This window comes from Curtobacterium sp. KBS0715 (assembly GCF_005938005.2).
Taxonomy (GTDB): domain Bacteria; phylum Actinomycetota; class Actinomycetes; order Actinomycetales; family Microbacteriaceae; genus Curtobacterium; species Curtobacterium flaccumfaciens.
This window is the reverse complement of record NZ_VCCA02000002.1, coordinates 21,827-41,795: the sequence shown is the minus strand read 5'-3', so window position 1 is coordinate 41,795 and position 19,969 is coordinate 21,827. Positions and strand designations below refer to the sequence as shown.

Annotated in this window: 18 protein-coding genes; 7 read left to right on the top strand and 11 right to left on the bottom strand. The window is 71.1% G+C overall.

Annotation, left to right across the window (positions count from 1 at the left end; all coding sequences use genetic code 11):
- Positions 1 to 11: 11 nt before the first annotated feature.
- The 4 genes from FFG40_RS16650 to FFG40_RS16635 all read left to right on the top strand — a co-directional run bounded on the left by FFG40_RS16650 (position 12) and on the right by FFG40_RS16635 (position 2,964).
- Complete coding sequence (locus FFG40_RS16650) at positions 12 to 1,127, top strand: glycosyltransferase family 4 protein (protein ID WP_138803758.1); 1,116 nt, start codon at positions 12 to 14, stop codon at positions 1,125 to 1,127.
- A 9-nt stretch (positions 1,128 to 1,136) separates the two neighbouring features.
- Complete coding sequence (gene purE, locus FFG40_RS16645) at positions 1,137 to 1,649, top strand: 5-(carboxyamino)imidazole ribonucleotide mutase (RefSeq protein ID WP_138803757.1); 513 nt, start codon at positions 1,137 to 1,139, stop codon at positions 1,647 to 1,649.
- Positions 1,650 to 1,696: 47 nt separating this feature from the next.
- A complete protein-coding gene (locus FFG40_RS16640) occupies positions 1,697 to 1,969 on the top strand; it encodes a hypothetical protein (protein WP_138803756.1) in 273 nt (90 codons plus the stop codon).
- Between the two features lie 227 nt (positions 1,970 to 2,196).
- A complete protein-coding gene (locus tag FFG40_RS16635; RefSeq protein ID WP_138803755.1) occupies positions 2,197 to 2,964 on the top strand; it encodes a glycoside hydrolase family 16 protein in 768 nt (255 codons plus the stop codon).
- 13 nt (positions 2,965 to 2,977) lie between these two features.
- On the opposite strand, the gene FFG40_RS16630 is transcribed toward FFG40_RS16635, so the two are convergent.
- The 5 genes from FFG40_RS16630 to FFG40_RS16610 all read right to left on the bottom strand — a co-directional run bounded on the left by FFG40_RS16630 (position 2,978) and on the right by FFG40_RS16610 (position 10,081).
- On the bottom strand, positions 2,978 to 4,120 hold the full coding sequence (locus tag FFG40_RS16630; protein ID WP_138803754.1) for a glycosyltransferase family 1 protein: 1,143 nt from the start codon (positions 4,118 to 4,120) through the stop codon (positions 2,978 to 2,980).
- A gap of 190 nt (positions 4,121 to 4,310) precedes the next feature.
- On the bottom strand, positions 4,311 to 5,162 hold the full coding sequence (gene rfbD, locus FFG40_RS16625) for a dTDP-4-dehydrorhamnose reductase (RefSeq protein WP_138803753.1): 852 nt from the start codon (positions 5,160 to 5,162) through the stop codon (positions 4,311 to 4,313).
- 11 nt (positions 5,163 to 5,173) lie between these two features.
- Entirely contained in the window at positions 5,174 to 6,160 is a 987-nt protein-coding gene (rfbB, locus tag FFG40_RS16620) for a dTDP-glucose 4,6-dehydratase (RefSeq protein ID WP_138803752.1), read from the bottom strand.
- Complete coding sequence (locus FFG40_RS16615) at positions 6,157 to 9,150, bottom strand: hypothetical protein (protein WP_138803751.1); 2,994 nt, start codon at positions 9,148 to 9,150, stop codon at positions 6,157 to 6,159. Before FFG40_RS16615 ends, rfbB begins: the two co-directional genes overlap by 4 nt.
- Positions 9,140 to 10,081 (bottom strand): glycosyltransferase family 2 protein, encoded by a 942-nt coding sequence (locus FFG40_RS16610; protein WP_138803750.1) that lies wholly within the window; start codon positions 10,079 to 10,081, stop codon positions 9,140 to 9,142. Before FFG40_RS16610 ends, FFG40_RS16615 begins: the two co-directional genes overlap by 11 nt.
- Before the next feature lie 129 nt (positions 10,082 to 10,210).
- On the opposite strand from FFG40_RS16610, the gene FFG40_RS16605 reads away from it, so the two are divergent.
- From FFG40_RS16605 to FFG40_RS16595, 3 genes are all read left to right on the top strand, one after another.
- The gene (locus FFG40_RS16605; RefSeq protein ID WP_138803749.1) at positions 10,211 to 10,819 is read left to right on the top strand and encodes a dTDP-4-dehydrorhamnose 3,5-epimerase family protein; all 609 of its coding nucleotides are present in this window, start codon (positions 10,211 to 10,213) and stop codon (positions 10,817 to 10,819) included.
- A gap of 11 nt (positions 10,820 to 10,830) precedes the next feature.
- Complete coding sequence (gene rfbA / locus FFG40_RS16600; RefSeq protein WP_138803748.1) at positions 10,831 to 11,694, top strand: glucose-1-phosphate thymidylyltransferase RfbA; 864 nt, start codon at positions 10,831 to 10,833, stop codon at positions 11,692 to 11,694.
- Between the two features lie 118 nt (positions 11,695 to 11,812).
- Positions 11,813 to 13,543, top strand: coding sequence for a glycosyltransferase (locus FFG40_RS16595; RefSeq protein ID WP_143882756.1), 1,731 nt, complete (start codon positions 11,813 to 11,815; stop codon positions 13,541 to 13,543).
- A 31-nt stretch (positions 13,544 to 13,574) separates the two neighbouring features.
- Here the strand turns inward: FFG40_RS16595 and FFG40_RS16590 are convergent, their stop codons facing one another.
- From FFG40_RS16590 to FFG40_RS16565, 6 genes are all read right to left on the bottom strand, one after another.
- Complete coding sequence (locus FFG40_RS16590; protein WP_138803746.1) at positions 13,575 to 14,654, bottom strand: hypothetical protein; 1,080 nt, start codon at positions 14,652 to 14,654, stop codon at positions 13,575 to 13,577.
- 69 nt (positions 14,655 to 14,723) lie between these two features.
- On the bottom strand, positions 14,724 to 15,578 hold the full coding sequence (locus tag FFG40_RS16585; protein ID WP_138803745.1) for a glycosyltransferase family 2 protein: 855 nt from the start codon (positions 15,576 to 15,578) through the stop codon (positions 14,724 to 14,726).
- A complete protein-coding gene (locus FFG40_RS16580) occupies positions 15,575 to 16,726 on the bottom strand; it encodes a glycosyltransferase family 1 protein (RefSeq protein ID WP_221935194.1) in 1,152 nt (383 codons plus the stop codon). Before FFG40_RS16580 ends, FFG40_RS16585 begins: the two co-directional genes overlap by 4 nt.
- Before the next feature lie 74 nt (positions 16,727 to 16,800).
- Positions 16,801 to 17,916: a glycosyltransferase family 2 protein gene (locus tag FFG40_RS16575; RefSeq protein WP_221935193.1), complete on the bottom strand. Its 1,116-nt coding sequence runs from the start codon at positions 17,914 to 17,916 to the stop codon at positions 16,801 to 16,803.
- Entirely contained in the window at positions 17,835 to 19,064 is a 1,230-nt protein-coding gene (locus FFG40_RS16570) for an ABC transporter ATP-binding protein (RefSeq protein WP_138803743.1), read from the bottom strand. Before FFG40_RS16570 ends, FFG40_RS16575 begins: the two co-directional genes overlap by 82 nt.
- A gap of 3 nt (positions 19,065 to 19,067) precedes the next feature.
- Positions 19,068 to 19,967 carry an ABC transporter permease gene (locus tag FFG40_RS16565; RefSeq protein ID WP_138803742.1) on the bottom strand — a complete coding sequence of 300 codons (900 nt, stop codon included), beginning with the start codon at positions 19,965 to 19,967 and terminating at the stop codon, positions 19,068 to 19,070.
- Between the last annotated feature and the right edge of the window lie 2 nt (positions 19,968 to 19,969).

The following is a 19,969-nucleotide window of genomic DNA, read 5'->3' as shown; positions in this document are numbered from 1 at the left end:
AGGATGGGCGCATGCCGCGTGATCTCGTCCGCCGGGCCGCCCGACGCCTGCGCCGCGTCGTCGTCGGCGCGCCCCCGCAGCCGGTGCACCCGCCGCAGCAGGTGCCCCTGCCCGTCCTCGGGTACGTCGTCGCCGGTGGTGGCGGCGCACACCCCGCCTCGGCGCACGTCCGCGTCGTCCGCCGCACCGAGCACCTTGCGGCGAGCGGCACCGCCGAGGTGCGCCAGGTGGACCCGGCGGCGTTCGTCGACGGTTCCGACACGACGCCCTACGCGGCGCTCCTGGTGCAGCGGGACATCCTGCCCCGGGGCGGCGTGCAGCCCTTCCTGGCGGCTGCCGGAGCCCGGGGTATCCGTGTCGTGGCCGAGGTCGACGACGACTTCTTCACCGAGTCCGGTCGCGCGCGCCTCGCCCGCGCCGAGTACGACCCGGACCGGCTCGCCTCGATCGACGCTCTGGTGCGTGGTGCCGACACCGTCGTCGTGAGCACGCCCGAACTCGCCGACGTGGTCCGTCCGGTGGCGCGGGACATCGTCGTCGTGCCGAACGCGCTCGACCCGGGTCTCTGGACCGCCGGCCCGACCGAGGACGACGACGAACGGCCCGCGGGGGAGCACCGGGTGCTGTACATGGGCACGCTCACCCACGCCGCCGACCTCGAGCTCCTGCGGGACGTCTTCGCCGACCTCACCACCGGCGACGGCACCCCGATCCGGCTCGAGGTGATCGGTGTCACCGAAGCGGGCGGCGCCGACTGGTTCCGCCGGGTCGAGGTCCCCGACGGGCACTACCCCGCGTTCTCCCGCTGGCTCGTGTCGCACCGGGAGCGCTGGCGCGCGGGTGTCGCACCGCTCCGCGACGACGAGTTCAACCGCGCCAAGAGCGACCTGAAGTTCCTGGAGTACACCGCGCTCGGACTGCCGGCGGTGGTCTCCGACCGTCCGTCCTACGCCGTCGCACGGGCCCACGGCGCCGTGGCCGTGCCGGACGACGTCCGAGCGTGGCGGGATGCCGTCCGGACCGCGGTCGAACGTGGTCGGGCGGACGAGCGCGCGGCGCGCTGGGTCGCGGCGGAGCGGACGATCGGCCGCGACGGCGACCGCTGGCGGCGGGTCCTGCTCGGCTAGGCTCGTCGCGTGACCGACACCGCCGCACGCACACAGCCGCTCGTCTCGATCATCATGGGGTCGGACTCCGACTGGCCGACGATGCGGGCCGCGGCGGACATCCTCACCGAACTCGCGATCCCGTTCGAGGCGGACGTCGTGTCGGCGCACCGCACCCCGGACAAGATGACCCGCTTCGCGCGCGGTGCCGCCGCACGTGGCATCCGGGTCGTCATCGCCGGGGCCGGCGGGGCAGCGCACCTGCCGGGCATGGTGGCCTCGATGACGACCCTGCCGGTGATCGGTGTCCCGGTCCAGCTCGCACGCCTCGACGGTCTCGACTCACTGCTCTCGATCGTGCAGATGCCGGCGGGGATCCCGGTCGCGACGATGGCGATCAACGGTGCAGCGAACGCCGGTCTGCTCGCCGCGCGCATCATCGGTTCCTCGGAGCCGGCGGTCGCCGCTCGCCTGACCGAGTACGCCGACGGGCTCGAGCGCCTGGTCGAGGAGAAGGCGACGCGTCTCCGCGACTCGCTCTGACGAGTGTGCCGGCGGTGCGGCGTCCGGAGGCACGCTACGGTGACGAGATGCGCCGCGTCGTCCCCGTCCTCGTCCTCTCGGTGATCGCCGTGGCAGCTGCGGTGGTGTGCGGGTACAGCCTGGTCGCGGCCGGTCCGCTGAACCCGGTGTCCGGCTGGTTCGGCCCCGCTGAGTGGGGCTTCGTCTCGACGGCGGTGCAGTACGAGTCGATGCGCACGTCGGTGCACGTCGCCGAGGCTGCGGCCGTGGTCGCCGTCGTCGCCGCGGTGGCTGCCGTCGTGGTCGTGGTGGTGGCTCGGCGTCGTCGCGCACGGCTCTGACCCGGCGACGAGACGTCCGCGTGCAGCCGCCCCGGACCCACGCCACGCGCACTGACCAGGGCTTCTTGCCCGACGGCTGATCCTCGCGCAAGACCCTTTTACTGGGGGTGCTCAGGAGTGTCAACCCCCCGGCGCAGATTGTGGACAGCAACTACCGTGAACGCCGGGTAGCCGAGATCCGGCCGCCCGGCACCCACGGGAACGGGTGCGAACAGTCACGTCAGGGAGTGACCGAGCTCATGCAGAAACGCGCCACCAGGAGGGCCGCACTCGCCGTCGTGCTCCTCGGATCAGCACTCGTCGCCGGACCGCTCGTCCCGGCGACCGCCGCGTCCGCCACGTCGGCCCCGACTGCCGACAACGGCGTCTTCAAGATGACGTACCGCGAACAGTTCAGCACCCCGGCCGCCGCTGGCGGGGCCTTCGCCAAGACCTACGCGCAGTCGTGGCAGCCGTACCCGGACGGCACCGGGGGCATGTACTACTCGGGCTCCCAGATCAGCTCGCACGACGGGTACCTGGACGTCAAGCTCGACGGCAAGCACGGTGCCGCCGGCACGTTCGGGACGCCGACCGGCGCCTGGGGGCACAAGGGCGGGAAGTTCATCATGCGGGCCAAGGCCACGGGCGGTGCCGGCAACGGCGCGGCCGTCATGCTCTGGCCGTCGTCGGACAAGTGGTCCGACGGCGAGATCGACTACCCCGAGGCGAACTTCGATCAGCAGCCGATGCTGCACCACCACCTGATGACCCCGGGACAGGAGGCGAACGCGGTGAGCATGAGCACCGGTGTCTCCTGGCGTTCGTGGCACACGTACTCGATCGACTGGGTGCCCGGCAAGTCCGTCAGCTACCGCCTCGACGGCAAGGTGATCAAGAAGGTCACCTCGCACGTGCCGAAGACGCCGCACCGCTACATGTTCCAGGTGGGCAACTGGGGTGCCACCGGCCACCTGTACATCGACTGGGTCTGCACGTACGCGTACAAGCCCTGAGGCGGACCGAGGGTCAGAGATCGGCGTGCAGCTGCCAGGTCTCCGCGGCGGAGTCGGACCAGTCGTACATGCGTGCGCGGTCCGGCCCCGCCACGGCCAGCTGGCTGGCCAGGTGCGGGTCGTTCACGACCTGGTAGACCGCCTGCGCCAGTCGCGTGGGGTAGGACTCCCGCGGTGACCGGGCGACGGTGACGCCGGCGTCCGACGCGACCTCGGCGACAGCGGGGTCGTCGGAGTGGATCACCGGGGTGCCGAAGCTCATCGCCTCGATCACGGGCAGGCCGAACCCTTCGGCGAGGCTGGGGAACACGAACACCGTCGCGCGGTCGTAGACCACCGCGAGGTCAGCGTCGTCGATGCGGCCGAGGACCTTCACCCGGTCGCGTGACAGGCCTGCGCGTTCCGCGGTGCCGTACACGTCCACGTCGCCCCAGCCGTCGGGGCCGGAGATGACGAGGGGGATGTCGGTCGGGGCATCCGGGTGGGCCATCGCCTCGATCAGCGACGCCAGGGCCTTGCGCGGCTCGAGCGTGCCGACCGCGAGGACGTAGCGGTCGGGCAGGCCGAGGCGCTCGGCGCGCAGATCCGCGTCGACGGGGAGTCGAAGGCGTCCGCTCGGAGCGCCGCCGATGACGCGGAGCCGGTCGTCGAACCGGTGGATCTCGTTCAGCGCACCCGCCACGGCGTGGGTCGGCACCACGACGGCGTCGGCGTGCTTCCAAGCCCGCTTCACCATGGCCTTGTGGAAGTGGACGCCGCGCGGCGTCAGCGTCTCGGGGTTGGTCCAGGGCACCACGTCGTGGACGGTCACCACGGTCTGGCGTCCCGGGTCCTGGAAGCGGTCGTGCTTGACCAGTGGTGCGAGCACGCTCGGCGCGTGCACCATGCCCTTCGCGATCCCGCCCACGAAACCGCCCTGCCAGGCGAGCGACAGCTCACGACGCGGCAGCGGCAGTCGCTGCAGGTCGGACAGCCCGGGCAGGAGTGTCCGCAGGTGCGCCATCTCGTCGGACCCGACGGCCGAGACCACACCAGCGACCTCGCAGCCGCTCGGCGCGTGCTCGACGAGGTGGCGCGTGAGCTCCTCGGCGTAGCGCCCGATGCCGCCCGGTACGGGCGCGACGATCTGGTCGACGATGACGTGGAGGGTGGTCATGGTGCTGTGCTCCTCGTCGTGGTTCGTGGACCCGTGGTCAGGGGGCCGAGGGCCGGCCCCGCGCTCGGCTGCCCGACACTACCAGGGTGGTCCCGGCGCCTCCTGGGCGCGGTCGGTGGTCGGACAGGAGGCGCGGGTCGGGTCTGCGACGTCGCGGACCCGACCCGCGCCTCCGGGTCGAGAGCCGTGTCTACGCGGTCAACGCACCCGCCGCGACGGCAGCGTGCAACGCGTCGCGCCAGTCGCGCATCGGCGCGAGTCCGGCGCGCGACCAGCCGTCGTGCCCGAGCACGCTGTAGGCCGGACGCGGAGCCGGTCGGACGAACGCGGCGCTGTCCGTGGGCAGCACACGCTCCGGGTCGAGCCCGAGTTCGCGGTAGATGGCCTGCGTGAAGTCGAACCAGGAACCCTGGCCGGCGTTCGTGCCGTGGTAGGTGCCCGCGGGGGCGTCCCCGTCGACGAGCTCGACGATCCGGGCGGCGAGGTCCCCCGTCCAGGTCGGCTGGCCGACCTGGTCGGTGACGACGCTGACGGTGTCGTGCGACCCGGCGAGCCGGAGCATCGTCGCGGCGAAGTTCGGCCCGTGCGCGCCGTAGATCCACGCGGTGCGGACGACGTACGAGGAGTCCGGGGCGATCGCACGGACGAACGCCTCGCCGGCGGCCTTCGTGCGGCCGTAGGCGTTGATCGGGTCGGTCGGGGCGTCCTCGGCGTAGGGCGCGGTGCCGTTGCCGTCGAAGACGTAGTCCGTCGACACGGTGACGAGCTTCGCGCCGTGGCGGACCGCAGCCTCGGCGAGGAGCTTCGGCCCCGTCGCGTTGACGGCGTACGCGTCGTCCTCGTGGTCTTCCGCGTCGTCGACCTTCGTGTAGGCGGCCGAGTTGATCACGACGTCGTGCCCGGCGACGGCGGCGTCCACCGCTGCCGGGTCGGTGATGTCGAGGTCCGCCCGCGACAGCGCGGTGACGTCGCGGCCGGCGAGAGCGGCCTGGAGGTCCTGGCCGAGCATGCCGGCGGCGCCGGTGATGAGGTACCTGGTCACGGTGTGCCGGTTCAGCTCAGGGCCGCACGCTGCTTGAGCGGCTCCCACCAGGCGCGGTTGTCGCGGTACCACTGCACGACGTCGGCCAGGCCCTGCTCGAACGGCACGAGCGGCTCGTAGCCGAGCTCCGCCTGGATCTTCGAGATGTCGACCGAGTAGCGCAGGTCGTGGCCGAGGCGGTCGGCGACGCGGTCGACGTACGACCAGTCCTTGCCGGTCGCGTCGAGCAGCAGCTGCGTGAGCTCCTTGTTGGTCAGCTCGGTGCCGCCACCGATGTTGTAGATCTCGCCGGCGCGGCCGCGGGTCAGGACCATCGCGATGCCGCGGGTGTGGTCGTCGACGTGCAGCCAGTCGCGGATGTTGTTGCCCTCGCCGTACAGCGGGACGTGCTGGTCGTCGATCAGGTTGGTGACGAACAGCGGGATGACCTTCTCGGGGAAGTGGTACGGCCCGTAGTTGTTCGAGCAGCGCGTGATCGACAGGTTCAGCCCGTGCGTGCGGTGGTAGCTGCGCGCGAGCAGGTCGCTGCCGGCCTTCGACGCCGAGTACGGCGAGTTCGGCTCGAGCGGGCGCTCCTCGTCCCACGAGCCCTCGCTGATGGAGCCGTAGACCTCGTCGGTGGAGACGTGCACGAAGCGCTCGGTGCCGTGGCGGAGGGCGGCGTCGAGCAGGCGCTGGGTGCCCACGACGTTGGTCTCGACGAAGATGCCGGAGTCACGGACCGAGCGGTCGACGTGGGACTCGGCGGCGAAGTGCACGATCGCGTCGACCGTCGGGACGACCTCGTCGAGCTTCGCGGCGTCGCGGATGTCGCCGTGCACGAACGTGTAGCGCGGGGAGTCCGCCACCGGGGCGAGGTTCGCCTCGTTGCCGGAGTAGGTCAGGGCGTCGTAGACGACGACCTCGGCGCCCTCCAGGCCGGGGTAGGCGTCCTGCAGGGTGCGACGGACGAAGTTCGAGCCGATGAATCCGGCTCCGCCGGTGACGAGGATCTTCACGTGGTCTGGTTCCTTTGCGTTGCCGTTGGCGTTGGATCGACTGCTGATTCTAGGGTGTCGGCCGGGCGGTCGCCGGGTTCGTCCGTCTCGTGGCCGTCGGGACCGGTCCGCGGGTCGTCGCCGGCATCTGCCGCGCGGCGCCGTCGGCGGACGGTCACGGACACGAGCACCGAGGCCGCGAGGGCCACCAGGACCGCTCCGCCGGTGACCAGGCCACCGGGCGCTGCGCCCGGGACCGAGTAGTGCAGGCGGACGGTGTGCTCGCCCTTCGGCACCCACACCGCGCCACCGGCGTTGTCCGCCGTGACCAGGTCGCTGGGCTCGCCGTCCACCGTGGCGCTCCAGCCGGGGCGCAGCACCGAGTCGGCCACGACGAGCCAGCCACCCGCGGACGCGTCGACGTCCGCCACGGTCTCGTTCGTGTCGCCGTCCCGCAGGTCCACGGTGGCGTCGCCGCCGGCGGCCGTGTGGTCGGGCGTGCGGTTCAGGACGACCGTGTCGTCGGGCAGCGACGGGTCCGCGAGCGTGCTGATCCGCTCGGCGGCCGTCGTCACGACCTGCTGGTCGGACGCCCAGCGCACCCGGTCGAGCGCCGAGTCACGCTCGTAGACCGTGGCGTCACCCGTGTGCACCACGGACACGCCGTCGCCGGAGACCGGTCGGGTGATGCTCATCACCGCGTGGCCGTCGTCGTCGGTGCCGATCGGCACGAGCTTCGACTGCCCCGTGATCGTGATGCGGACGTGCCACGACGTGTCGGCGGGGATGTCCGAGCCGGGCAGGGCGATGTTGCGTCCGCCGCCGAGCGCCGGCACCCAGCTCTCGGTCTTCGCGAGCGTCTTGCCGGTGCCGTCGGCGATCACCGCGACGGTCAGGGTCATGCCGCCGTCCGACGTCGTCAGGGCCGGGGGACCGGTGATCGTGATGCCGTTGAGCGGGCCGGTGTTCGAGGCCGAGTCGACCGACGGGTTGTCCGCCGTGAGGTCGGACCACTTCGTCTGTGCGGCGCCGTCCTCGGCCGTCCCGGCGAGCGGTGCCGAGGGGTCGGCGACGAGGTACTTCGTCGCGACGCGGTCGAGGATCGTCGACTCGACGAGTGACGGGATCAGGTTGGGCGAGAAGCTCAGGTACGTGGCGGTCGGGTACGTGTCGGGGTCGAGCGACCGCATGAGCTGCTTCCACTCCCGGGTCTGGAACGCGTGCCCCGTGACCGAGCGGACCCCGTAGTACGTCGCGGAGCCGGGCAGCGTGGCACTGCCCGTGGTCGCGTAGCGCTCCTGGTCGGACACGTGCTGCTGCAGGTACTCGATCGCCGGCGTCGTCGGGTAGAACGTCGACAGCGACGCGATCGGCCACCACTTCTGCGTGGCCGAGATCGCGGGGACGACGACCATCGCGGCGATCGCCACGGCCACGAGGACGTGGACCACGCGCGACCGGAGGAACCAGGCGAGCAGGACGGCCACACCCACGGCGGCGCCGATGATGCCGACCGTCAGGGCCTCGACCTTGGTCTGGTGGACGTACTCGGTCGGGACCGCCTCGAGCGCGAGCATCGTCTGCAGCCCGATGGACAGCGTGAAGAGCACGACGAGGACGATCGCGGCAATCCGCCCGGTCCGGCGGAGCGGGCTCGCGGCACGGAAGCGGGCGAGTTCGTCACGCAGGTTCTCCGGCTCGACGACCCGGCCGAAACCGATGCCGGCGAGCGCCGCCGCGAAGAACCCGACGACCACCCGGGCACGACCGATCGGGTTGCTGTCGAAGACGGGCAGTTCCCGGGCCGCGGCGAGGATCGGGCCGCCGAGGAACACCAGGACGACGCTGAAGGCCAGCATCGCGGCGACGATCGTCAGGACGCCACGGGTGCGACGGCGCTCGAGCACGCCGCGGTCGGCCGACAGCCGGTTCGTGGCCGGACGGATGAGCACCGCGGCGGCGATGAGCACGACCGCGGCGATCCCGATGTAGGAGTACTCCTCGACCGGGTTGCGGTTGCTCCACGCGGCACCGGAGCTGCCGAGGAACGAGACGTCGGGGATCCACGAGGTGACCATCGGGCGCGACCCGAGTCCGCTGCCGCCGTGCTGTCCGCGACCGCCGAAGTCGACGACGTTCGAGGCGCTGATCGCGAAGGGCACGAGTTGCCACGCGGAGAGCAGCAGGCCGAAGACGATGCCCCCCACGGCGATCAGTCCGCTGAGGACCACGCCCCGCAGTGCACGGTGCGCGACGATCGTGCGGGCGAGGAAGAAGATCCCGCCGACGAACAGGCCGTAACCGACCACGGCGGGGAAGCCGCCGAGCAGCATCGAGGCGACGACGGCTCCGACGCTGATGACGTCACGCGCACGGAGCTCGACGGCGGCACGGTCGATGGCCCAGAAGAGCAGGGGGATGAAGGCTGCGACGCGGGTCTGCGGCCAGTTCGACCAGGCCACCATGAAGCCCGACGAGGCGAAGACCAGCGAGGCGATCGGCCAGGCGGCGCGCGGGATGCCCCAGCGGCGCAGCAGGAGTGACATGCCGACGGTGACGGCGACGATCTCGAGCAGCTTCACCGCACCCGGCGCGTAGCTGAACGGCAGGATCCACCACGGCAGCGACAGCGGTGACCACGCGCCGGAGTTCGGCACCCCGCCGAGTTCGACGCCACCGGCGACGAACGGGTTCCACGCGGCGAACACGCCCTCGTGTGCGCTCCGCACCAGCAGCGTGGTCTGCGGGAACACGCTGTCCAGGGTGTCGCTCGTCAGGATGTTGGTCGAACCCGCGGTCGTCTCGAAGGACTCACCCCACGGCGTGTACCGGTTCAGCAGACCGGTGTTCAGGAAGGTGCCGTGGCCGATGAGCGCGGAGCCGATCGTGAACACCACGAACGCCACGAGTGCGGCCCAGGCGACGATCTCCACCCATCCCTGGGGGCGGCGGAGCCAGAGCGCGAAGCGGGTCCCTCGGTCGAGGCGGTCCACCACGCGCTCAGTCGCCATACCGCTGCAGCTTCTGCAGGTCGAGCTGTTCCTCGGCCAGGGTGCGGTTCAGCCGCGTCAGGTCGGCGACGACGCCGATGACGACCGCCAACAGGGCGGTGATGAGCAGGACCACGCCGAGGATGATCGACTGCAGGTGGTTCCCGCCCGTGTGCATGGCCAGGAGCACCAGGTAGCGGACGAGCGGCCACGCGCCGAGCGCCCCGAGGATCGCGGCGACCCAGGCGAACAGCGCCATCGGGCGGTACATCAGGTACACGCGGGCGATGGCCGACCCGGACTGGAACATGTGCTGCCAGATGTTGCTGAACAACCGCGACTCGCGGGTCTTCGGGTTCGTCGTGATCGGGATCGAGGCGATCGCCAGGCGCTTGTAGCCGGCCTGCACGATGGTCTCCATGCAGTAGCTGAAGCGCGTCACGATGTTCAGACGGATGAGCGAGTACTTCGAGTACGCACGGAAGCCGCTCGCCGCGTCGGGCAGGTCGAGTCCGGCTGCGCGCGACGCCACCCAGGAGCCGAAGCGCTGCATCAGCTTCTTGAACCCGGAGAAGTGTTCGATCGTGCGCGTCTGGCGGTCGCCGATGACGATCTCGGCTTCCTGGCGGAGGATCGGCTGCACGAGCTCGGCGATCTGCGCCTGCGGGTACTGGTTGTCGCCGTCGGTGTTCACGACGATGTCGGCGCCGTGGAGCAACGCGTAGTCCACCCCGTCACGGAACGACCGGGCGAGGCCCATGTTCGTGGTGTGGTGCACGAAGTGCCGCACTCCGTGCTCCTTCGCCACCTCGACGGTGCGGTCCGTGCTGCCGTCGTTGATGACGAGGACCTCGATCTCGTCGATGCCGTCGATCTGCCGTGGGATGGAGTCGAGGACGCTCGCGAGGGTGTTCTCCTCGTTGAGGCAGGGGATCTGGATGAAGAGCTTCACGGGTACGCAGTGTCTCGTTTCTGGGTTCCGGCAGGTGCGCGAGGCCAGGACAGCCTATGCGACCACGGGGATCGGTGCAGGTCCGGCCTGCCGCCGGTGACGGTCCGGACGGCTTGGTAGGGTGCAGCAGTGCAGATCCGCGAACTCAAGATCCCCGGCGCGTGGGAGTTCACGCCCGTCCAGCACGGCGACGCACGAGGAGCCTTCCTCGAGGCGTACCGCGCCGACGTCCTCGAAGAGACGGTCGGCCACCCGCTGGACCTCCGCCAGGTGAACATGTCGATCTCGTCGGCCGGCGTCGCCCGGGGGATCCACTACGCCCTCGTCGCCCCGAGCCAGGCGAAGTACGTGACCGCCGTCCGCGGCGCCTTCATCGACTACATCGTCGACATCCGCGTGGGCTCGCCGACCTTCGGGCAGTGGGACTCGGTCCGCATCGACGACGTCGACCGCAAGGCCGTGTACCTGTCCGAGGGCCTCGGCCACGCGATCGTCGCGCTCGAGGACCGGTCGACCGTGAACTACCTGGTCAGCGCGCACTACGACCCGGAGCGCGAGAAGGGGATCACCATCCTCGACCCGACCGTCGGGCTGACGCTGCCGGACGGCATCGGCGAGCCCGTGCTGTCCGAGAAGGACACCACCGCACCGACGCTGGAGGAAGCCGCCGCCGCGGGCCTCCTGCCGACCTACGAGGAAGCGGTGGCCTACACCGAGTCCCTCCGCACGAAGAAGTAAAGGGGAGCACCGTGAAGGGCATCATCCTCGCCGGGGGTTCCGGCACCCGTCTCTGGCCGATCACCAAGGGCATCAGCAAGCAGCTGATGCCGATCTACGACAAGCCGATGGTCTACTACCCCCTGTCGACGCTGATGATGTCGGGCATCCGCGAGGTGCTGGTCATCACGACGCCGGAGTACAACGAGCAGTTCAAGGCCCTGCTCGGCGACGGCTCGGCACTCGGCATGGACATCCAGTACGCGGTGCAGCCGAGCCCGGACGGACTCGCGCAGGCCTTCGTCATCGGCGAGGACTTCATCGGCGACGACAGCGTGGCGCTGGTCCTCGGCGACAACATCTTCCACGGCACCGGCCTCGGCACGAACCTGCGGAAGAACACCGAGGTCGACGGTGCGACGATCTTCGCGTACCACGTGGCCGACCCGAAGGCGTACGGCGTCGTGGAGTTCGACGACGACTTCACCGCCGTCTCCATCGAGGAGAAGCCGGCCGAGCCGAAGTCGAACTACGCGGTCCCCGGTCTGTACTTCTACGACAACAAGGTCATCGAGATCGCCAAGACGATCGAGCCGAGCGCCCGCGGTGAGCTCGAGATCTCCACGGTCAACGAGCGTTACCTCGAGGCCGGCGAGCTCGGCGTCCAGGTCCTCGACCGCGGGACGGCGTGGCTCGACACCGGCACGTTCGAGTCGATGATGCAGGCGTCCGAGTACGTCAAGGTCATCGAGGACCGCCAGGGGTTCAAGATCGGCTGCATCGAGGAGATCGCCTGGCGCAACGGGTGGATCGACGACGCGCAGCTCGCCGAGCTGGCCGCGCCGCTCGTCAAGGGCGGCTACGGCGTCTACCTCCAGCGCCTGCTCGGCTCCTGACCCGCACGTGACCGCCGGTCCTGGTTGGTTCGGTCGCCGTCGTCGCGGGACGACGGCGACCGTCCGCCCCGACCAGGAGGCTCCTCCCATTCCCGCGACGACGGCTCCCGTCGTCCGGGTGACCGGTCTCCACGAGCCTCTGCCGCAGCTCGACGACGACGTCACGGTCCTCGTCACGACGCGCTCGGACCGGCACGGCGAGGTCGGGCGACTCGTCGCGGTCGTCCGCGAGGCCTTCGGCCCCGCTGTCGACGTCCGTGCGGTGAGCTACGTCGCCGACGCCTCGCCGCGTGATCCCTTCGGCCCGGGACTGCCGTGGCTGGGCACGGACCCGCTCGACGGGATCGGGTCGGCGGTCAACGCCGGGGTCGCCGCCGGGGTCGGCCGCACCCTCGTGCTCGTCGACACGTCCGTGACCATCGGGGCCGTCGCGCTCCGGGCGCTCGCGGACGCGGGGTCCGCCGCCGGCGCACGGGTCCGGCTGCCGGACGGCACCGTCCGGTCCGGCGCTCGGCTCCTCCGCCCGGGCGCGCTGCCGTGGTCGGACGACCGGACCGGCGCCGAGGCCGAGGCCGAGGTCGACGCCGACGCCGTGCCCGACGTGGGCACCGTGTTCGCGCTCGACCAGCCGGTGCTCTCGGTACCGGGGGCAGCCCTGGTTCCGGCGCCGTGCCTCCCGGACGAACGCATGACGCTGACCGCCTGGACCCGCGCGGTCGCGGACGTGCACGGCGGGCCGGTGCGCGTGGTCACGGCGGCGAGCCGCTCCGTGGAACCGGGTCGCACGGTCGACGCCGCGACCGTCGACGCGTTCAGCACCTGGCGCGACCGCGCGCCCGAGGCAGGGAGCGTCGTGGCGGGCCCACCGCTGCCGCCGTGGGGGGCACGCCCCGTGTCGCCGGCCACGCAGTCGACCGGTGGCACCGAGTCTCTCCTCTGGTCGCTGAAGATCGCCGCGCCGGCCGGACCCGGGGGCGATGGCTGGGGCGACGTGTACTTCGCGGCCGAGCTGGCGGGCGCGCTCGAACGGCTGGGACAGCGCGTCCGGATCGACCGACGTGACGCGCACGTGCGGGACGACGACGCGGCCGACGACGTGACCCTGGTGATCCGTGGTCTCGACCGCGTGCCGCCGAACCCCGCGTCGGTCAACCTGCTCTGGGTGATCAGCCACCCCGACGACGTGTCGGACACCGAGCTCCGGTCGTTCGACCGTGTCTTCGCGGCCGGCCCCGCGTGGGCGGCGGCGGCCTCCGCGCGCGCGGGGCTGCCGGTCACCCCGTTGCTGCAGGCGACCGACCCAGCCGTGTTCCGACCGGTCCCGGCGCACGGTCCGGACGCCGGCCGCGTCGTGTTCGTCGGGTCGACCCGCGGTGTGGTCCGGCCCCTCGTGGCGGACGCCGTCGCGATCGGTGCGGACCTCCGCGTGCACGGCCCCGGGTGGGACGCTCTGGTGCCGGCCGGTTCACTCGGGGAACCCTCACTGACGCGCTCCGAGGTGGCGACCGCGTACGCCTCGGCGAAGGTGGTCCTGAACGACCACTGGGACGACATGGCGGCCGGCGGGTTCGTGTCCAACCGCGTGTTCGACGTCCTCGCCGCGGGCGGGGTCGTGGTCACCGATCCGGTGGAGGGGATCGCCGACGTCCTCGACGTGCCGACGCTCGCGGTCGCGCGGGACCGCGGCGACCTGGCCGCCCTGCTCGCCCCGGACCGTGGGTGGCCGTCGGCCGCCGAGCGAGCCCGCATCGCCGCCGGCATCGCAGCCGAGCACTCGTTCGACGCCCGGGCACGCGTGCTGCTCGACGCCGCACGGGTCGGTTCCCGGAGGCTCCGGGGCGCGGTCTGATCGTCCGACGGCGCTCCGGATCAGGCGCGGCTCACGCCTTCGCCAACGACCCGCGCTCGAGCTCGGCGACCAGCTGGTCGGGGTGTGCGAGGTCCATCGCGCGGGTGTTCACGTAGAGCAGGCGGTCGAACTGCACGAGCAGACGGACGATGACGTCGTGCTCGAGCGCCAGGAACGCCGCGGCACGGCCGGCGTCGTCCCCGAGGATCGCGAGCATGCTGTCGTTCAGGTCCTCGGACGCAGCGATCGCGTCGGCGAGGTCGTCGACGTTCTCCGTGGTGATCCGTACCTGCTCGACGGCGGGTCCGGTCTTCCGGAGGAACCCGATGGCCGTGTACGGGACGGCGTGCGCGAACACGTCACCCGAGTAGAGCTCGTCCGCGTGGATCCGTGTCGAGATGAGGAACTCGCGGCGCAGCACGCGCTCGAGCACCCATCGCAGGACGTTCTTGGTGTACACGGCGACCTGGTACTTCGTGGGGATCCGCGCGTTCACCAGGTTGCGGATGTTGTACGTGAAGACATGCAGGGGGCGCGCGTACGGGTGCACGCGGCCGGTGGCGAGCTCGACGAACAGCAGGTCGTCGCCGAGCAGCTTGTAGCCCGCCGCCATCAGGGACATCGAGAGCGTCGTCTTGCCGGTGCCGCCGTACGCGGGCAGCAGGAAGCCCTTCTCGGTCGACGCGACCCCGCCGGCGTGCAGGAGCAGGACGTCTTCCTCGAGGAGCTTGGCGTAGACGATCGGCTCGAGCACCTGCGCCTGCAGGTACACACCGATGGCGTTCATGTAGACGCGGTCGACCGGGTGGTGGCGGAACCAGATCGAGACGTGGTCGGTGTCGATGCCCCGGACGATGTAGGAGTACCGGAACAGGCCCTTGAAGCGATCGGTGCGCACGATGTCGCCGGGCTCCGGCTTCGGCGGCCGCTTGGTGACGTGCACGTCGACGCGGAGCGATGCCGTCGTCGTCGTACCGTCGTCCGAGATGCGGGCGTACTCGTTGTCGAAGTACCGACGCCAGCCGGCGTGTTCCGAGTGGAGGACGACGTCGAGGATGCCGTAGAAGCGGTAGGTCAGTGTGCTGCTGGAGCGCACGCGGTGCGGGGCCATGGTGTCCTTCCGTTCACGGCCCGTTCATCTTACGGGCGTCCGGCGGTCACCTCGGCGACACCGCGGGGATCACCTCCGTGTCACCCAGCGGGCGCGGACGGACAGACCCGCGTGCAGGACGGCACGGAGCGGCCAGAGCCACCACGCCCGGTACTTCCGCGAGAGGAACCGGTACGCGCTGCGGTGGTGCTCGATCTCCATCCGGCGACGGTTCGACGACGTCGAGTGCGCCCCGGTGTGGGTGACCACGGCGGTCGGCACGTACACGTTCGCGCGCCCGGAGCGACCCACGCGCTGGCCCAGGTCGACGTCCTCGAAGTACATGAAGTACGACTCGTCGAACCCGTCGAGCTGCCGGAACAGGTCGGTGCGGATGAGGAAGCACGCGCCGGACAGCCAGCCGGCCTCACGCTCGATGACCTGCGTCGTGGACCAGTACCGCTGGCTCCACGGGTTGGCCGGCCAGAACCGCGAGAACGCAGCGTGGCCGAGTCCGGTCCGGAGCGACGGCAGCTGGCGTGCGGACGGGTACGTCTCGCCCTGCTCGTCCAGGATCCGCGGCCCGAACGAGCCGCCGGTCGGCAGCCGGTCGGCGGCGCGCACGAGTTCGTCGATCGATCCCGGTGCGAGGACGACGTCGGGGTTCGTGACGAGCAGGAACTCGGGACGGACGTCGGGCAGGACATCGTCGAGGGCGCTCAGCGCGGCGTCGATGCCCCCGCCGTAGCCGCGGTTGCCCCCGGAGGACACCACGACGGCACCGTAGGACTCGCCGATCGCCCGCAGCGCGTCGATGTCGGTCGAGCCGTTGTCCGCGATCACGACGGCGACCGGTTCGGACGACGCAGCGGCGACGCTCGCCAGGAACGGCCGGATGGTCTCGCCGGTGTTGTAGGTGACCGTGAGCACCGCGACCCGGATCACCGTGCACCCCCGGCGACGGCGGAGTACGCGTCGACGTGCACGGCCGCGGTGGCCTGCCAGGTGAAGACGTCGGCACGCGCCAGCGCGGCCGCCCGGTGCGACCCCACGAGTGCGGGATCGTCGAGCAGCGCGGCCATCGCCTCGGCCAGTGCGGGTGCGGACGGCTCGGTGTACACCGCTGCGTCGCCGCCGACCTCGGGCAGCGACAACCGCCGGGTGGTCAGGACGCAGGCGCCTGAGGCCATCGCCTCGACCACCGGCAGGCCGAAGCCCTCGCCGAGCGACGGGTAGACGACGAACTCCGCACCGCCGAGGTAACCGGAGAGGTCCTCGAGGGGCAGGTAGCCGGCCTCGATCACGTGGTCGTCGGGCTGCAGGGCGTCGAGCCGTGCGATCGCGGACTCGTCCCACCCGCGTGCCCCGGAGAGCACCAGCCACGGGGTCTCCGAACCGGCGGCCGCACGCGACGCCCGCACGGTGGCGTAGGCATCCAACAACGCCGTGACGTTCTTGCGGGGCTCGATCGTGCCGAGGAAGGCGATCCAGGGTGCACCCTCGGGCAGGGTCGCCGCGATCCGGGCGTCCTCGACCTCGGCGATCGACGGCTCGTGGAACACGGCACGGTCGACGCCGAGCGGTGCGACCCGGACGTCGGCGCGGATCCCGTTGACGACCCGTGCGGCCTCGGTCGCGGTGGCCGCACTCGGCACGACGACGACCGGGCGGGTGCGCAGCGATCGCCGGCTCCACCAGGTGAAGAACGTGCGCTTCAGCCGCGAGTGCCACTCGGGGTTCGAGAAGAACGTGGCGTCGTGCAGGGTGACGACGGAGCCGCCGCGCCAGCCGAACGGGAACGTGTAGTGCGGGGAGTGCAGCACCTGCGCGCCGAGCCTGCGGCCGAGTGCCGGCAGGCCGGTCTGCTCCCACAGGAACCGCAGCGGCACGGAGTCGGTCCACGCCGGCGCGGTGTGCACGGTGGCGTGCGGCGCCACGGCGCGGAAGTGCTCGGCGTGCACGGGCCGGACGACCAGGTGGACGTCGAGCTCCGGGTCGGTCAGGTGTGACACGACCCCCTCGACGTACCGGCCCACACCGCCGAGTTCGCGCGGTACCGCGGTCCCGTCGACGAGGACGGTGAGCTGCGGCACGCGTGGGTCCTTCCGAACGGGGGCGCCACGGTCGGGTCCGTCGGCGGGGGAGTGACCAGGATAGCCCTCCGCGCTCATGCGCCCGGGTCCACGCTGCGACGAGGGACGGACGCGCGCCGTGACTCACGGAGCCGCCGCGCGAGGTGCGACGGGAGCGCCCCGACGACGTCCGCGAACGCTGCCAGGACGAGCCGGGCCTCCCGACGGGTGGATGCGGAGAGCAGCCCACGCAGGCCGCGGAAGAGGGTCCGGGCGCTCGCGCGCAGGACGGTGGCCCACGGTGCGTGCCAGAGCGCGACGACCATCCGATTCCGCGCGTTGCGGAAGAGGAACAGGTCGCTCTGCACGCCGGACGACGCCGAGTGGTCGTGCTCCACGACGGCGGCGGCAGCGTGTTCCACACGCCAGCCGCGTCGGCGGAGCCGCCAGGCGAGCTCGGTGTCCTCGTAGTACATGAAGAGCGACTCGTCGAGCAGGCCGACGTCGTCGAGGGCGCTCCGCCGCAGGGCTGACGCGCCGCCGGAGAACCCGAAGACGTCGACGTCCGCGGCCCGGTCGACGGGCGCGAACCAGTCGCGGTCCATGCCGTTCCCGTCGCGGTCGACGCGCACGCCGGTCGAGTTGAGGCGGACTTCGCCGTCGGCCGACGGCGTCCAGGGACGGCCGTCGTGGCCCTGCAGGACGCGCTGGTCGGGTGCGGGCGTCACGCCGCTCGGGAGGCCCGTCCAGCGTCCGGCGAGCACGATGCGGCCCGTCACCGCCGCGACCTCCGGCCCCGCCTGCGCCAGGTGGTCGCGGAGCGCCGCGACGAAGCCGGGCGCGGGGACCGCGTCGTTGTTGAGCAGGACGACGACGTCGGCGTCCGCGTGCCGGATGCCGGTGTTGGCGCCGGCCGCGAACCCGCCGTTGTGCTCCCGCGCGATGACGGTGACGTCGGGCAGGTCACGGCGGAGCACGGCGACGGAGTCGTCCGACGACCCGTTGTCGACGACGACCACCTGGTCGGCCGCACCCTCGGCGAGCACGGCGCGGACAGCAGTGGTGGTCAGGTCAGCACGGTTCCAGTTGACGACGACGACCGCGGTGCGGGATGCGTCGTCGACCGGCGTCAGCCGAGCTCCTCGATGGAGGGCTTCGCGTACACGCTGCCGACCGCGTCGCCGAACGAGGGGACCTCGAACGAGTCGCACTCGGGCAGGTCGTGCAGGTGCCGGCCGGCCGAGTCCATCATCGACACGTTGATGAAGTACTTGCCGGTGCCGAAGTTCGTGTCCGCGATCCGGAGGCGGAGCTTCTTGCGGCCGTGCAGCGGGTCGAGGTGGATGCCCATGATGCCGGTGGTGGTGCCGTACACCACCTGTCCGGCCGTGTTGTTGATCTGGACCGCGGCCTCCCAGTCCTCGACGCCGTCCAGGTGCTCGAACTCCATGTCGACCAGCAGGTCGTCGCCCGGCGTGACGCCGTCGCGCTGACCCTTGCCGTCGGCGTGCACCGAGGCCCCGATGACGGTGCCGCGACCGACCGCCACGTCGGCGCTGAGCTCACCGGCACGGCGCTCCTCGAGGACGTCGCGGAACAGGCTGACCGCACCGATCGGGTCGCCGTCGTGCAGCACCTTGCCCTTGTTCAGGAGCACGACCCGGTCGCACATCTCCTGCACCTGGCTGAGGGAGTGCGTGACGATGATGATCGTCTTGCCCTGCTCCTGGAACGAGCGGATGCGGTCGAGGCACTTGCGCTGGAACGCCTCGTCACCGACGGCCAGCACCTCGTCGACCAGCAGGACGTCGGGGTCGGTGTGCACGGCGACCGCGAAGGCGAGCCGCACGTACATGCCGGATGAGTAGAACTTCACCTGGGTGTCGATGAAGTCGCCGATCCCGGAGAACGCGAGGATGTCGTCGAAGCGTTCCTCGGTCTCCTTGCGCGTCAAGCCGAGCAGGCTCGCGTTGAGGAAGACGTTCTCGCGGCCGGACAGGTCCGGGTGGAACCCGGCGCCGAGCTCGAGCAGGGCCGCCAGGCGTCCGCGGCGCGCGACCGTGCCGGACGTCGGCTGGATGATGCCGCCGATCGCCTTGAGCAGGGTCGACTTGCCGGATCCGTTCTGGCCGATCAGCCCGACGGTGGTGCCGGCCTGGATCGAGACGGTGACGTCGTCGAGCGCCCAGAAGTCCTGCCGGTGCTTCCGGCCGGCGCGGCCCAGGGTGACGATCCGCTCGCGGATGGTGTTGTCCTTGCGGACGACGAACCGCTTGCGGACGTGGTCGATGACGATGACGTCGGGGCGCTCGGCGACGGCGCCGGAGGTCGACGGGGCGACGGGGGTGCTGATGGCCATGGTCTAGAGCTCCTGCGCGAAGTTGCCCTGCAGACGGGAGAAGACCCGCTGCGCCCCGAGCAGGCAGAAGAGCCCGATCACGAGCGCGATCCCGAGCCGCATCATCAGGTGCGGTGGGTAGTCGACGGGGGTCGGGTGGATCCAGATCGCGTTCTGCAGACCCAGCACCGACAGGGTGAGCGGGTTGTTCGTGTAGATCGCCAACAGCCACTGCACCTTCAGCTCGGCGACGACCATCGAGTACGAGTAGACGATCGGTGACGCCCAGAGGAGCACCATGAGCCCGACGTCGATGACGAACTGCACGTCGCGCAGGTAGACGTTGAGCGCCGACAGCACGAGGCCGATCGCCGCGCCGTAGACCAGGATCACCAGGAGCGACGGGATGAGGTAGATCAACCCCTCGTGCCAGGGGAAGACCCCGAGCACCACGGTCGCGGCGATGAGGATCGCGAACTGGATCAGGAAGTTGACCAGGGCGGCGCCCACGCTCGCGAGGGGGAAGACCTCGCGCGGCACGTAGACCTTCTTGATCAGACCGCTGTTGCCGACGATCGACCCGGTGGAGCCGGCGACGATCTCGCTGAACAGCGTGTAGGCGGTCAGGCCCGTGAACACGTAGATCGCGAAGTTGTCGATCGCCCGTGACGAGCCGAGGATCTTGCCCATCACGAAGTAGTAGATCATCAGCTGGGTCAGCGGACGCACCAGCGTCCACACGAACCCGAGTGCCGAGTCCTTGTACCGCGCCTTCAGGTCGCGGCGGATGAGCATCCCGAGCATCTCGCGCTGACGGAAGACGTCGCGCAGTTCTCTCCAGGTGCCTTTGAAGGCGCTCGTCGGAGCGCCGATCACGACGAGGGGCTCGTTCGCGAGCGCCGTCATGCGGGCTTGGTCGACCATAC

Excerpts from the sequence above, each read along its gene's own strand:
- FFG40_RS16650 (WP_138803758.1), top strand. The coding sequence starts at position 12 with ATGCCGCGTGATCTCGTCCGCCGGGCCGCCCGACGCCTGCGCCGCGTC.
- FFG40_RS16640 (WP_138803756.1), top strand. The coding sequence starts at position 1,697 with ATGCGCCGCGTCGTCCCCGTCCTCGTCCTCTCGGTGATCGCCGTGGCA.
- FFG40_RS16630 (WP_138803754.1), bottom strand. The coding sequence starts at position 4,120 with ATGACCACCCTCCACGTCATCGTCGACCAGATCGTCGCGCCCGTACCG.
- FFG40_RS16615 (WP_138803751.1), bottom strand. The coding sequence starts at position 9,150 with ATGGCGACTGAGCGCGTGGTGGACCGCCTCGACCGAGGGACCCGCTTC.
- FFG40_RS16590 (WP_138803746.1), bottom strand. The coding sequence starts at position 14,654 with ATGGCCCCGCACCGCGTGCGCTCCAGCAGCACACTGACCTACCGCTTC.
- FFG40_RS16570 (WP_138803743.1), bottom strand. The coding sequence starts at position 19,064 with ATGGCCATCAGCACCCCCGTCGCCCCGTCGACCTCCGGCGCCGTCGCC.
- FFG40_RS16565 (WP_138803742.1), bottom strand. The coding sequence starts at position 19,967 with ATGGTCGACCAAGCCCGCATGACGGCGCTCGCGAACGAGCCCCTCGTC.